This is a genomic window from Citrobacter sp. RHBSTW-00570 (assembly GCF_013739755.1).
Lineage (GTDB): Bacteria > Pseudomonadota > Gammaproteobacteria > Enterobacterales > Enterobacteriaceae > Citrobacter > Citrobacter braakii.
The window spans coordinates 1483442-1497808 of record NZ_CP056399.1; the positions used below are offsets into that span (position 1 = coordinate 1483442).

The window sequence follows — 14367 nt, forward strand, 5'->3', positions numbered from 1 at the left end:
AAAAACGGCTCCTGGTGCAGGGGCCGTTTTACTGTTTTTAACAACGGCGCAAAAAATGTGCCCGTTGTCTGATGATTTATTAAATGAGGCTTTAAACATGGTACCTGTGGTCGCGCTTGTCGGGCGCCCTAACGTTGGCAAATCCACGTTATTTAACCGTCTAACTCGCACCCGAGATGCGCTGGTTGCGGATTTCCCGGGTCTGACTCGTGACCGTAAGTACGGTCGTGCGGAAATTGAAGGCCGCGAGTTTATCTGTATTGATACCGGCGGTATTGATGGCACCGAAGACGGTGTAGAAACCCGCATGGCGGAACAGTCGCTGTTGGCGATCGAAGAAGCAGACGTTGTGCTGTTCATGGTAGATGCGCGTGCTGGCCTGATGCCTGCGGATGAAGCCATTGCGAAACATCTGCGTTCGCGCCAGAAACCGACGTTCCTGGTAGCCAACAAAACTGACGGACTCGATCCTGATCAGGCGGTCGTCGATTTCTACTCGCTGGGTCTGGGTGAAATTTATCCGATCGCGGCATCCCATGGTCGTGGCGTTCTCAGCCTGCTGGAGCATGTTCTGCTGCCGTGGATGGATGACGTTGCTCCTCAGGAAGAGGTGGATGAAGATGCAGAATATTGGGCGCAACTGGAAGCCGAAGAGAACGGCGAAGAAGAGCCTGAAGATGACTTCAATCCGCAGGATCTGCCGATCAAACTGGCGATTGTTGGTCGCCCGAACGTAGGTAAGTCCACGCTTACTAACCGTATTCTCGGCGAAGACCGCGTAGTGGTTTACGACATGCCGGGGACCACGCGTGACAGTATTTATATCCCGATGCAACGCGATGAGCGCGAATATGTGCTCATCGATACCGCGGGCGTGCGTAAGCGCGGCAAAATTACCGAAGCAGTAGAAAAATTCTCAGTTATCAAAACGCTGCAGGCGATTGAAGATGCCAACGTGGTGATGCTGGTGATTGACGCGCGCGAAGGTATTTCCGATCAGGACCTGTCGCTGCTGGGCTTTATCCTCAATAGTGGGCGTTCACTTGTTATTGTGGTCAACAAGTGGGATGGCCTGACGCAGGAAGTGAAAGAGCAGGTCAAAGAGACTTTGGACTTCCGTCTGGGCTTTATTGATTTTGCGCGTGTACACTTCATCTCTGCGCTGCACGGCAGCGGCGTGGGTAATCTGTTTGAATCGGTCCGCGAAGCGTATGACAGCTCCACTCGTCGCGTCAGCACCGCGATGCTGACGCGTATTATGACTATGGCGGCAGAAGATCATCAGCCGCCGCTGGTGCGTGGTCGTCGTGTGAAGCTGAAATATGCCCACGCCGGTGGTTATAACCCACCAATCGTGGTGATTCACGGCAACCAGGTCAAAGACCTGCCGGATTCCTACAAGCGTTATCTGATGAACTATTTCCGTAAGTCTTTGGATGTGATGGGGACGCCGATCCGCATTCAGTTCAAAGAAGGGGAAAACCCGTTTGCGAACAAACGCAATACGCTGACGCCGACGCAGATGCGTAAACGTAAGCGTTTGATAAAACACATCAAAAAAAGCAAGTAACTGTTGCTGATTCTGATAAAAACCCGTGCTTGTCGCGGGTTTTTTTTCGACGTTCCATCGCCAGCCTCAGCCCGTGCGATGTCAATCACTATTCATTTTTTACCAAGTTTAAATCTAAGAAAGTAGACATTTGTCGAGTTTTCATCTTAAAGTCCGGGGGCTGGTACTAGACAAAACTAGCCTTAGGTTATCAAATGGTTAAATAAATTTTCGCCGCATGTAAAAAATCGGTCAGATACGTAACTGGCTGGCGTACATCGCGGTGTTTACACACACGACGACATAACTTTCGGGAGAATTATGCAATCCTCTGTTAATCAAAAAGAAAGCCGAACTTTCTTCGGCCATCCTTATCCGCTCGGCTCGCTGTTCTTCACAGAGATGTGGGAGCGCTTCTCGTTTTATGGCATTCGCCCGTTACTGATCCTGTTTATGGCTGCTACCGTTTATGACGGCGGCATGGGGCTGGCACGTGAAAATGCCTCGGCGATTGTGGGTATCTTTGCCGGTACGATGTACCTCGCTGCGCTGCCGGGTGGCTGGCTGGCTGATAACTGGCTCGGCCAACAGAAAGCGGTGTGGTACGGTTCCATCCTGATTGCCCTCGGCCATCTGTCAATTGCGCTCTCCGCCATTATGGGGAACAACCTGTTCTTTATTGGTCTGATGTTTATCGTGCTCGGCTCCGGTCTGTTTAAGACCTGTATTTCGGTCATGGTTGGCACGCTGTATAAAAAAGGCGATGCGCGTCGCGACGGCGGTTTCTCGCTGTTCTACATGGGCATCAACATGGGGTCGTTTATCGCGCCGCTGATTTCCGGCTGGCTGATTAAAACCCATGGGTGGCACTGGGGCTTTGGCATCGGTGGTATCGGGATGTTGGTGGCGTTGATCATTTTCCGTGTATTTGCCGTTCCATCAATGAAACGCTACGACAGCGAAGTGGGGCTCGACTCCACCTGGAATAGCCCGGTAGTGAAACGTAACGGCGTGGGCGCGTGGCTGTTGGCGCTGGCTGTCGGTGCGGCGGTTATCGTTACGCTGATAGCGCAAGGCGTGATTGTAATTAATCCGGTCGCGGTTGCCAGCATGCTGGTGTACGTGATTGCAGCCTCCGTTGCGCTCTACTTTATCTACCTGTTCATCTTTGCCGGTCTGAACCGTAAAGAGCGCGCCAGACTGCTGGTCTGCTTTATCCTGCTGGTTTCCGCTGCATTCTTCTGGTCCGCGTTTGAGCAGAAGCCAACCTCGTTCAACCTGTTCGCTAACGACTACACTAACCGTATGATCGGTGATTTTGAAATCCCGGCGGTCTGGTTCCAGTCGATAAACGCGCTGTTTATTATCCTGCTGGCACCGGTATTCAGTTGGGCATGGCCGAAGCTGGCAAGCATGAACATTCGCCCGAGTAGCATCACCAAGTTTGTTATCGGTATCCTCTTTGCGGCGGCAGGCTTCGGTCTGATGATGATGGCGGCGCAAAACGTTCTCAGTAACGGCGGGGCAGGCGTTTCTCCATTCTGGCTGGTGGGCAGTATCCTGATGCTGACGCTTGGCGAGCTGTGCCTTAGTCCGATCGGTCTGGCGACAATGACGCTGCTGGCGCCGGAAAGAATGCGCGGGCAGATGATGGGCCTGTGGTTCTGCGCCAGTGCGCTGGGCAACCTGGCCGCAGGTTTGATTGGCGGTCATGTGAAGGCTGACCAACTGGATATGCTGCCGGATCTCTTCGCACGCTGCTCGATTGCGCTGCTGATCTGTGCTGCGGTACTGATCATCCTCATTGTTCCGATTCGTCGCATGCTGGAAAATACGCAAACTAAACCGGCAACTAGCGCCTGATAACACCTCGATTGTGCCGGGGCAGACGTTATGTCCCGGCTATTCAATTAACGAGGTAAGAGTATGCTGTTAGGATTTGTTGGGCTTGGTGCAGTCGTTGAAACGGCATACTTGCCCGCATTACGTAATATGTTCGGTGATGCACTACGCTGTGTGGGATTTGATGTTCAACCCGCAAAGCAGCCCGCAGACGTGACACGCTGTGCGTCGCTCGCTGAACTTCTTGCAATGCCGCTTGATACCCTTTTTATTACCACCGCATCCCTGCATCACCTCGATGTGCTTGAACAGGCGCTGGCGGCTCCCATCGCTCGTATCGTGGTCGAAAAGCCTATTGTCGCCACGCTTTCCCAAATTGAAAAACTGAAAACGCTGCTGGCTCAACCGGATGCTGCCAACCGCGTGCTGGCACTCGACCATTGGATGGCACGCAATGGCGCAATGCAGCTGGCGTTGGGCAAACTCGGAGCGCAGTGGCAGGGCGATATTCCACAACAGGCACTTGTCTCTCACTTTTCACACATTGCTAAAATCGACGGTTTTTTGCAGGAACCGAGCGGGTTTAATGCTGTTGGAGAACCTATTGCGCTAAACTTTGCCACCGGTGAGCCGGATACCCGTGAGCTTCGTCATCCGGACGGTGTAATTCTGGACATTGGCACACATGTACTGGCAATGCTGCGTGAAACAGTGCGTTACCTGGGCGGTAATGACAGTATGACCTTGCAGGTGAAAAGCGCTAAAGACCGTCTGGGACGTAATATTGTAGAGGGCGACCTGACCACAGCAGAAGGAGAGGCGCATCTGCAGGGACAGATTAGCGGCATTCCGCTGGACATCTGGCTGAATAAATACGCGGGGCCGGCTGGCGGACAAAAAGGCTTGCGCCTTTGTCTGCGCGATGGTCGTGTCATTAGCCATGATCGCCGTGGTGTCGAGGATGTGCTCGAATTGATTGACGGTGATGTTGTACAACGCTGGAGTCTGCCTGGTAGCGTATATGCCCATTGTCTGGCGGAGCATATTCTGGGCGCGCAAAGTCTGTTTGAACGCAGCCCACAGGAAGTGAGCCGCACGACGCAGCGCAGGCTGGAGGAAGTGGAGTGCCTGTTAACGTTACAGCAGCAGTTACGCGGGCGGCATTAAACGCATCGTGTTAAACTCAGCGCAGTAATGGATCCCTGTACTGGAGTCGCTATGTCTATTATTTGCCCGGATTGTCATGCAGAGCTGGAGCCGCAAAACGGTATGGCGCACTGTGATAACTGTAATAAAGATATTCAGTTAGAAGCGCACTGCCCGGAGTGCAATCAGCCGCTGCAGGTGCTTAAAGCCTGTGGCGCGGTGGATTATTTCTGCCAGAACGGTCATGGCCTTATCTCGAAGAAACGCGTGGCGTTTGTGCCGCTTTAATCCTGTTTTTTCCTGCGAGTTTTCTTTGTCGTCGTGACAGCTCTCACTTCGCTTTCCACCCATCCGTCAGACAGGCGGGTGGTGAGCACATCACCTGCTGTAACCTGTTTAGTCTGTTTCAGCACTTCACCCTCTTTTGCGGTCGTCACGCTATAACCGCGCGCCAGCGTGGCCAATGGGCTGACTGCCTCAAGATGGATAACCGCGTTGCCAAAACGTTCGCGTTGTTCGCTTAAACGCGCACGGATACTTTCCGCCAGGCGGTATTCCAGTTGCTGAATGCGTGTTTGCGCACGGTAAATACGCGGCTGCGGGTTTTGCTGATTCAGACGCTGCAGCATGCGCTGCTGACGCTGATTTGCCTGTTTAATCTTATTCTCAAGTGCGAAGTTCATTCTCTGACGCAGTCGTTCCAGCACGGTCTGTTGACGGGCCAGACGCAGTTGCGGATGCTGCTGTTGCAAGCGGTGATGAAGCTGGGTAAATCGACGAGTACGATTGGCGAGGTAGTAGTCCATCGCCATCTCCAGACGCTGCTGACCATGCTGTATTTGACGCAGCAGTTCAAGCTGATTACGGCTGACAATTTCTGCCGCCGCCGACGGCGTAGGTGCCCGTAAATCTGCAATAAAATCGGCAATAGTGACATCGGTTTCATGGCCGACGGCGCTGACGACTGGAATGCGGCTGGCAAAGATCGCCCGTGCAACACGTTCGTCGTTAAAGCTCCACAAATCTTCCAGCGAGCCGCCGCCGCGCCCGACGATCAGCACATCGCACTCGCCCCGCGCGTTCGCCAGTTCAATGGCCCGAACGATCTGCCCTGGCGCATCATCACCCTGGACTGCGGTCGGGTAGATAATAACGGGCAGGGAAGGGTCGCGACGCTTCAGGACGTGGAGGATATCGTGCAGCGCGGCGCCGGTTTTAGAGGTGATTACCCCGACGCAGTGGGCCGGTGAAGGCAGCGTTTTTTTGAACTGCTGATCGAATAGCCCTTCAGCCTGCAGTTTGGCCTTGAGTTGCTCATATTTTTGCTGCAGCAATCCTTCGCCCGCTGGCTGCATGCTTTCAACAATTATCTGATAGTCGCCGCGCGGCTCGTACAATGTAATGTTGGCGCGTACCAGTACCTGCTGACCGTGCTGTGGTCGGAACGTTACACGGCGATTGCTGTTGCGAAACATCGCGCAGCGTACCTGAGCGGTGTCATCTTTGAGCGTGAAATACCAGTGACCGGAGGACGGCTGAGTGAAATTCGAAATTTCACCGCTGATCCACACTTGTCCCATTTCCTGCTCAAGCAGCAAACGAACCGTCTGATTCAGGCGGCTTACGGTAAAAATTGAGGTGGTCTGAGAGGATAACATGTGAGCGGGATCAAATTCTAAATCAGCAAGTTATTCAGTCGAAAGTAACATGCTCACAGAGGAGCGCAAGGTTTTTTTGCAAAAAAGTGTGGATGCAATCGGTTACGCTCTGTATAATGCCGCGGCAATATTTAATAACCTCCCAGGTGAGATATTGCCCATGCTACGTATCGCAAAAGAAGCCCTGACGTTTGACGACGTCCTCCTCGTTCCCGCTCATTCTACCGTTCTGCCGAATACTGCTGATCTCAGCACCCAGTTGACGAAAACCATTCGCCTGAACATTCCTATGCTCTCCGCAGCAATGGACACCGTGACGGAAGCGCGCCTGGCAATTGCCCTGGCTCAGGAAGGCGGCATCGGTTTTATCCACAAAAACATGTCTATTGAGCGCCAGGCGGAAGAAGTTCGTCGCGTGAAGAAACACGAATCTGGCGTCGTGACCGACCCACAAACCGTACTGCCAACCACCACTCTGCGTGAAGTAAAAGAACTGACCGAGCGTAACGGTTTCGCAGGCTACCCGGTAGTGACTGAAGATAACGAACTGGTCGGCATCATCACCGGTCGTGACGTACGGTTTGTGACTGATCTGAATCAGCCGGTTAGCGTCTACATGACGCCGAAAGAGCGTCTGGTGACCGTTCGTGAAGGCGAAGCACGCGATGTTGTCTTTGCCAAAATGCACGAAAAACGAGTCGAGAAAGCGCTGGTCGTTGACGACAGCTTCCATCTGCTCGGCATGATCACCGTTAAAGATTTCCAGAAAGCGGAACGTAAACCTAACGCCTGTAAAGACGAGCATGGTCGTCTGCGCGTTGGGGCTGCTGTAGGCGCAGGTGCGGGTAACGAAGAGCGTGTTGACGCGCTGGTTGCCGCTGGCGTGGATGTTCTGCTGATTGACTCCTCTCACGGTCACTCAGAAGGCGTACTGCAGCGTATCCGTGAAACTCGTGCTAAATACCCGGATCTGCAGATCATCGGGGGGAACGTTGCGACTGGTGCAGGCGCTCGCGCGCTGGCGGAAGCCGGCTGCAGCGCTGTTAAAGTCGGTATCGGCCCAGGCTCCATCTGTACTACCCGTATCGTTACCGGCGTAGGTGTACCACAGATCACCGCCGTTTCTGACGCCGTTGAAGCGCTGGAAGGCACTGGTATCCCGGTTATTGCCGATGGCGGTATTCGTTTTTCCGGCGACATCGCAAAAGCTATCGCTGCGGGTGCTTCTGCAGTGATGGTTGGCTCTATGCTGGCGGGGACTGAAGAATCTCCGGGCGAAATCGAACTGTATCAGGGCCGTTCTTACAAATCATACCGTGGTATGGGCTCTCTGGGCGCGATGTCCAAAGGTTCTTCCGACCGTTATTTCCAGAGCGATAACGCTGCTGACAAACTGGTCCCGGAAGGTATTGAAGGTCGCGTTGCGTATAAAGGTCGCCTGAAAGAGATCATTCACCAGCAGATGGGTGGCCTGCGCTCCTGTATGGGTCTGACCGGCTGTGGTACTATCGACGCGCTGCGAACAAAAGCAGAGTTTGTACGTATCAGCGGTGCGGGTATTCAGGAAAGTCACGTTCACGATGTGACCATCACCAAAGAGTCCCCTAACTATCGCATGGGCTCCTGATAAGTTTCCGCGCCCGGCTATATGCCGGGCGAATTTGTTTCACTTGCCTCGGAATTAGCGTCAATGACAGACAATATTCATAAACATCGCATTCTCATCCTTGATTTCGGATCTCAGTACACTCAGCTGGTTGCTCGTCGCGTACGTGAACTGGGCGTCTATTGTGAACTGTGGGCGTGGGATGTTACGGAAGCACAAATTCGCGAATTCAACCCAAGCGGTATCATTCTTTCCGGTGGTCCGGAAAGCACCACTGAAGAAAACAGCCCGCGTGCGCCGGAATACGTTTTCACTGCGGGCGTGCCTGTGTTCGGCGTGTGCTACGGCATGCAGACTATGGCAATGCAGCTCGGTGGTCATGTTGAAGGTTCTAACGAACGTGAATTCGGCTATGCGCAGGTTGAAGTTCAGACCGACAGCGCGCTGATCCGCGGTATTGAAGACTCTCTGACCGCAGACGGCAAACCACTGCTGGACGTGTGGATGAGCCACGGCGACAAAGTGACCGCTATTCCGGAAGGTTTCGTGACCGTTGCCAGCACCGACAACTGCCCGTTTGCCATCATGGCGCACGAGGAAAAACGTTTCTACGGTGTGCAGTTCCATCCGGAAGTTACCCACACCCGTCAGGGGATGCGCATGCTGGAGCGTTTTGTGCGCGACATCTGCCAGTGTGAAGCGCTGTGGACCCCGGCAAAAATTATCGATGACGCCGTTGCCCGCATTCGTGAGCAGGTTGGCACTGATAAAGTGATCCTCGGCCTCTCCGGCGGCGTTGACTCCTCCGTCACCGCGATGCTGCTGCACCGTGCGATTGGCAAAAACCTGACCTGTGTGTTCGTCGACAACGGTCTGCTGCGTCTCAACGAAGCTCAGCAGGTGATGGATATGTTCGGCGACCATTTCGGCCTGAACATCATTCATGTTGAAGGTGAAAAGCGTTTCCTGGACGCGCTGAAAGGCGAGAACGATCCGGAAGCTAAACGTAAAATCATCGGCCGCGTGTTCGTGGAAGTCTTCGACGAAGAAGCGCTGAAGCTGGAAGACGTTAAGTGGCTGGCGCAGGGAACCATCTATCCGGACGTGATCGAATCCGCGGCTTCTGCCACTGGTAAAGCGCACGTCATCAAATCTCACCACAACGTGGGCGGTTTGCCGAAAGAGATGAAGATGGGTCTAGTTGAACCGCTGCGTGAGCTGTTCAAAGACGAAGTGCGTAAGATTGGTCTGGAACTGGGTCTGCCGTACGACATGCTGTACCGTCACCCATTCCCGGGGCCGGGTCTGGGCGTACGCGTGCTGGGCGAAGTGAAGAAAGAGTACTGCGACCTGCTGCGCCGTGCGGATGCTATCTTCATTGAGGAACTGCACAACGCTGACCTGTACAACAAAGTGAGCCAGGCGTTCACCGTGTTCCTGCCAGTACGTTCCGTTGGCGTCATGGGCGATGGCCGTAAGTACGACTGGGTTGTTTCCCTGCGTGCTGTTGAAACCATCGACTTTATGACCGCGCACTGGGCGCACCTGCCGTATGACTTCTTAGGCCGCGTCTCTAACCGCATTATCAACGAAGTTAACGGTATTTCCCGCGTGGTGTATGACATCAGCGGTAAGCCGCCAGCTACGATTGAGTGGGAATAATATTCCTCCCGTTTAGCGGTTTCTGAACCGGTAGTATGTAAAAGCCCTCTGTTTATAGAGGGCTTTTTATTGCGCGAATTTTATCGATGCGACAGTCCTGCTCGATAGTAGGGTTAATCACACACTTAACGTCTGCGATCCATTCAACACCGCTTCTTATTTACGGAAATAATAAAAAGTACTCATGGTATTACCCTGTGGAATTTAATAATGGTAACAATTCAGATAAGCATTTAATTTCATGCTAAATATGAATGTTTTAGTCAGTGATATTTTCTAGCGATATTAATTAGCGTCTATTTGAGCGCAGTGTATCTTTTTTATATCCAGTACACTGGAACGTAAAAAAATCAGCGCGAATGGCGCGGTGAAGTGGGATTAAAAGATGGTGTATTTGTGCGAAAAACACGGTTGATTATCCGATATATCAGCACGTGTGGGCGGGCAAGACTACGTGAAGTTTCATCACTCAAATCCCTTACCGGATGGTTAAATGTCAGGCGATTAGCCATCCGGTAAGGAATCTTAATGCTGGGGGTATCCTCGGCGCGAGCGATCAGCGTACGTCAGTTTGTGCAGGAGATGCCTGTTGCGGCAGGGTGATCTGCTGAGTTTCTTTTTTGTTCTGGTGGTGGTGCCACGCACCTATGGCGGAGTAGACGAAGCGTCCGAAGAAGAAAAGAAAGCTGATAAGCAGTACGATCCGGATCATGCGACTGTTAAATCGGTGTCGTTTGCGTAGGCTGGTAACCTGGCTCACAAAAGGTTCCTTGTAGTGTACCCAACTGAGGGCGATAGTCACATTAAGGCATACTGTGAGGGAATGGTCAATTTTTCCTTATGTAAAATTGCTTCAGTTGTTTTATCTATTTATGTTATGGAAATTAATATTATTATTTGCATTAATAATGAGATAACGATAAAAAACCATGAAAAGAGTAATAATTGATTAATGAGGGGCTTATTTATTGATGTGTATCAAGCATCACCCTTTGCTGACAACTAAAATTGATGAGTCATTTTAATGTATTTAACTTTATCGTTTTAACGTCAGGTGGGATGCCTGTCCGAATACCCCCTGCAGGATGTGCGGGATTCTACTGAGCATCTATGAAACTCAATAAAAATTATATTGGTATTAGAGATAGATGGTGGGCGTTACCTCTCATCTTGCCTTCCTTGCTGTTGCCTATATTGAGCACTGCTAACACCTATGCCCATATTAGTACCGGGAACGTAATTCTTTTCTACCTGCCTTTAGCGCTAATGGTTAGCCTGATGTTGTTTTTCGGCTGGGCGGCATTACCAGGAATTATCATTTCCATCATCTGGTACAAATATCCGCAGGTTGGGTTATTTGAAATGCTCTCAATAATTTCGCACTTTATAGTTACGATAGTGCTTAGTTGGGGAGGGTATAAAGTTTTTGCTCCCCGGCGGAATAACGTTTCTTACGGTGACTCCCACCTGATGTTTCAGCACATGTTTTGGCAGGTTTTCTGCCCGGCAACGCTGTTTCTGCTATTCTTCCATTTCGCCGCGTTTGTGGGCGTCTATGAGAGCAAATCCGGCATGGTGGGCGTTATGCCCCTTAATACCGGCACGTTGATCAACTATCAGGCCATGCTGGCCGGGAATCTGGTTGGGGTTCCACTGTGCTACTTAATAATTCGCACGATTCGTAATCCTTTGTATATCAGAGGTTATTTATCTCAGTTAAAGCAGCAGTTTGATACCAAAGTTACCAAAACAGAGTTTGCGGTCTGGCTGATTATATTGACCATACTAATGACATTGTTGTGTATGCCGCTAGATGAGAAAAGCTCAATATTTAGCACGAATTATACCTTGTCACTGATGCTGCCCGTCATGCTATGGGGAGCTATGCGTTACGGTTATAAATTTATTTCGTTAATATGGATGCTCGTACTCATTACAGCAATTCATTATTATCAACGCTATATGCCCTGGTATTCGGGTTACGATGTGCAACTTGCCATTACCTCATCGAGTTACCTGGTTTTCTCCTTCATCGTGAATTTTATTGCCGTACTGGCAACGCGCCAGAGAATTGTCGCCAGACATTCTCATCGTCTGGCCTTCTTTGACCCCATGGTGCATATTCCGAATTTGCGCGCTTTGAACCGGGATTTGAGAAAAGCGCCATGGTCAGTGCTTTGCTTTTTGAGTGTTCCGGGTATGGAACTGCTGGTGAAAAATTACGGCATTATGCTGCGTATCCAGTACAAGCAAAAACTTGCCCAGTGGGTAAAGCCATTGCTGAAACAAGATGAGCATGTCTATCAGTTATCGGGTAATGATTTAGTTCTGCGTTTTAACACCGAGTCGCATCAGGAGCGTATTGAAGCGCTGGACAGGCATATCAAGCAGTTTCGTTTTATCTGGGATGGCATGCCTTTACAGCCGCAGGTGGGGATTAGTTTTTGCTATGTCCGTTCTCCTGTTAATCACATCTACTTGTTACTGGGGGAGTTAAGCACCATCGCCGAGCTTTCTCTGGCGACCAATGCGCCAGAGAATTTGCAGCGCCGAGGCGTGATGCACCTGCAACGTGACCTGAAAGATAAGGTTGCGATGATGAATCGTCTGCAACTGGCGCTGGAGCACCATCGCTTTTTCCTGATGGCGCAGCCGATTTCAGGCGTGCGCGGCGATGTTTATCATGAAATTCTGCTGCGGCTAGAGGGGGATGATGGTGAAACCATCGGTCCTGACAGCTTCTTACCGGTAGCGCATGAGTTTGGATTGTCATCCAGCATCGATCTGTGGGTGATTGAAAATACGCTGAAGTTTATGGCGCAGAATCGGGAAAAAATGCCCGCTCGTCGGTTTGCTATTAACTTATCTCCCACATCGGTATGCCGTGCCCGGCTTCCGCATGACATCAACCAGCTACTGATTAAGTACAAAGTTGAACCGTGGCAACTGATTTTTGAAGTAACGGAAAGCAATGCCTTAACCAATGCGGAACAGGCGCAGGCAACGTTACTGCAGCTGCAATCATTGGGCTGTCAGATTGCGATTGATGATTTTGGTACCGGATATGCCAGCTATGCGCGGCTGAAGAATGTGAATGCCGATATCCTGAAAATTGATGGCAGCTTTATTCGCAACATCGTTTCGAATAGCCTCGACTATCAAATCGTGGCCTCTATTTGCCATCTGGCGCGGATGAAAAGAATGCTGGTGGTCGCGGAGTACGTCGAAAGCGAAGAAATACGCAGTGCGGTAATTTCGCTGGGGATTGATTACATGCAGGGGTATCTGATTGGTAAACCGCAGCCGTTGCATGAAATGCTGGAAGAACAGGTGCCAGAAGAACTGGCACCTGCTGAGAGCTTATGCGGCGATATCGGGTGAACTCTCTTCTTCAATTTTGAGACGCCAGCCGGTAACGGCTTCCCAGTATTGCTGCTCTTTTTCCAGATCGAGCAGCACCAGCGCATTCTGGCTAAACCAGTCATGCGGAAAGCGTAAGGTCCAGTGGTTGTCGTCGGTAATTAGGGTCAGCGTCGGTGGCGTGGTGGTCGCCTGTCGCTGATTATTCAGCAGCACGCCCAGGCGCAACAGCTGAATTAACGGCAGAAACTGTTTTTTCTTGAACAGCGTAAAGCGCGGCAAATCATCCAGTTTCACCGCTTTGCGATGATATCGAACCAGGGTTGCCATCATCAGCTGTTGTTCCTGATTGAAACCCGGTAAATCGCTGTTTTGGAGGATATACGCCGAGTGGCGATGTAAACCGCTGTGGTTGATGTTCAGCCCAACCTCATGCAGCATCGCCGCCCAGCGCAGCAACGCTTCCAGTTGTGGATTGGCCAGCTTTGGCTGCTGCGTATGCCACTGGTCGTACATTTGCATCGTCGTTTCCAGTACGCGCCGGGCCTGTTCGCTGTCGATGTTGTACTGGTTCGCCAGGCTGCTCGCGGTACGGCTGCGAACGTCCTGGTGGCGAAAACGACCTTCCATCTCATACAGCACGCCTTCGCGTAGTGCGCCATCAGAAAGGCGGAGTTCGCGGATAGCTAGTGCGTCAAAAACGCCGCACAGAATCGCGAGTCCCGGCACAAACACCGCTTTTCGTTCTTCAGACAGCCCCGGCAGGCTGAGCGCATCGAATGACGCATGCTTTAGCACTTCGGATCGCAGTTTGTCCAGGCGTTCGGGGGTGATAAAACCATCTTTCTCGCCCATCTCCAGCAGCACTTCGTGTGCCGCTTTAATCGTGCCCGATGCGCCCAGCGCAACGTTCCAGCCCTGAATACGAAACTGCCAGGTTAAGGTTTCAAGCTTTTGCGCTGCCGCCATGCGCGCACGCTGGAAGTTTTCCCGACTAATAGCGCCGCCCGGGAAATACATCTGAGCAAAACTGACGCAGCCCATACGACGACTTTCCACCAGTTTGGGCTCGAAATCTTCGCCGATCACCAGTTCTGTTGAACCACCTCCGATATCAATAACCAGCTTACGACCCTTTTCCGGCTGGGTGTGCTCCACGCCCATAAAAATCAGTCGGGCTTCTTCATTACCGGAAATAATCTCAATCGGGTAGGGGATAACTTTTTCTGCTCGCTTGAGAAAATCGGTCGCATTTAGCGCCTGACGCAAAGTATGGGTTCCCACGATGCATACGCTTGATGGGGGAAAGCCCTGCAGACGTTCGGCGAACAGCGACAGGCAGCTTAATCCGCGCTCCATTGCCTCTTCGCTCAGCTTGTTATCTTCGCCGAGGCCATCCGCCAGATGAACGCGCTGTTTCAGTCGCCCGATAATCTGCATTGCGCCATCAACCACGCGGGCAATGACCATATGGAAACTGTTTGAACCAAGGTCGACCGCAGCAAATTCCTGCGGTCGTGGAGTCTTGTCGTGTATTGGCATAG

General features: G+C 51.7%; 10 protein-coding genes. 7 read left to right on the plus strand and 3 right to left on the minus strand.

The features are described 5' to 3' along the window. Window positions 1-97 precede the first annotated feature (97 nt). From der to HV237_RS06995, 4 genes are all read left to right on the plus strand, one after another. Window positions 98-1570, plus strand: a complete 1473-nt coding sequence (gene der, locus HV237_RS06980) for a ribosome biogenesis GTPase Der (RefSeq protein WP_016153996.1) — start codon at window positions 98-100, stop codon at window positions 1568-1570. Between the two features lie 300 nt (window positions 1571-1870). Then, window positions 1871-3412, plus strand: coding sequence for a peptide MFS transporter (locus tag HV237_RS06985; RefSeq protein ID WP_047358235.1), 1542 nt, complete (start codon window positions 1871-1873; stop codon window positions 3410-3412). 63 nt (window positions 3413-3475) lie between these two features. Beyond that, window positions 3476-4558, plus strand: a complete 1083-nt coding sequence (locus tag HV237_RS06990) for a Gfo/Idh/MocA family oxidoreductase (protein WP_047358234.1) — start codon at window positions 3476-3478, stop codon at window positions 4556-4558. 51 nt (window positions 4559-4609) lie between these two features. After that, on the plus strand, window positions 4610-4825 hold the full coding sequence (locus HV237_RS06995; protein ID WP_016157125.1) for a zinc ribbon domain-containing protein: 216 nt from the start codon (window positions 4610-4612) through the stop codon (window positions 4823-4825). Here HV237_RS06995 and xseA read toward each other — a convergent pair. Continuing rightward, entirely contained in the window at window positions 4822-6195 is a 1374-nt protein-coding gene (xseA, locus tag HV237_RS07000) for an exodeoxyribonuclease VII large subunit (protein WP_047358233.1), read from the minus strand. The genes HV237_RS06995 and xseA overlap by 4 nt on opposite strands. A gap of 160 nt (window positions 6196-6355) precedes the next feature. Between xseA and guaB the strand changes: the two genes are divergently transcribed. Next, a complete protein-coding gene (gene guaB / locus HV237_RS07005) occupies window positions 6356-7822 on the plus strand; it encodes an IMP dehydrogenase (RefSeq protein WP_019077375.1) in 1467 nt (488 codons plus the stop codon). 63 nt (window positions 7823-7885) lie between these two features. Next, on the plus strand, window positions 7886-9463 hold the full coding sequence (guaA, locus tag HV237_RS07010; protein ID WP_016153990.1) for a glutamine-hydrolyzing GMP synthase: 1578 nt from the start codon (window positions 7886-7888) through the stop codon (window positions 9461-9463). A 556-nt stretch (window positions 9464-10019) separates the two neighbouring features. On the opposite strand, the gene HV237_RS07015 is transcribed toward guaA, so the two are convergent. Next, window positions 10020-10223 carry a YfgG family protein gene (locus tag HV237_RS07015; RefSeq protein ID WP_049041558.1) on the minus strand — a complete coding sequence of 68 codons (204 nt, stop codon included), beginning with the start codon at window positions 10221-10223 and terminating at the stop codon, window positions 10020-10022. 350 nt (window positions 10224-10573) lie between these two features. Here HV237_RS07015 and HV237_RS07020 point away from each other — a divergent pair, with 350 nt between their 5' ends. After that, window positions 10574-12844: a sensor domain-containing phosphodiesterase gene (locus HV237_RS07020; protein WP_047358232.1), complete on the plus strand. Its 2271-nt coding sequence runs from the start codon at window positions 10574-10576 to the stop codon at window positions 12842-12844. Here the strand turns inward: HV237_RS07020 and ppx are convergent. Further along, on the minus strand, window positions 12824-14365 hold the full coding sequence (ppx, locus tag HV237_RS07025; RefSeq protein WP_047358231.1) for an exopolyphosphatase: 1542 nt from the start codon (window positions 14363-14365) through the stop codon (window positions 12824-12826). The genes HV237_RS07020 and ppx overlap by 21 nt on opposite strands. Window positions 14366-14367 lie beyond the last annotated feature (2 nt).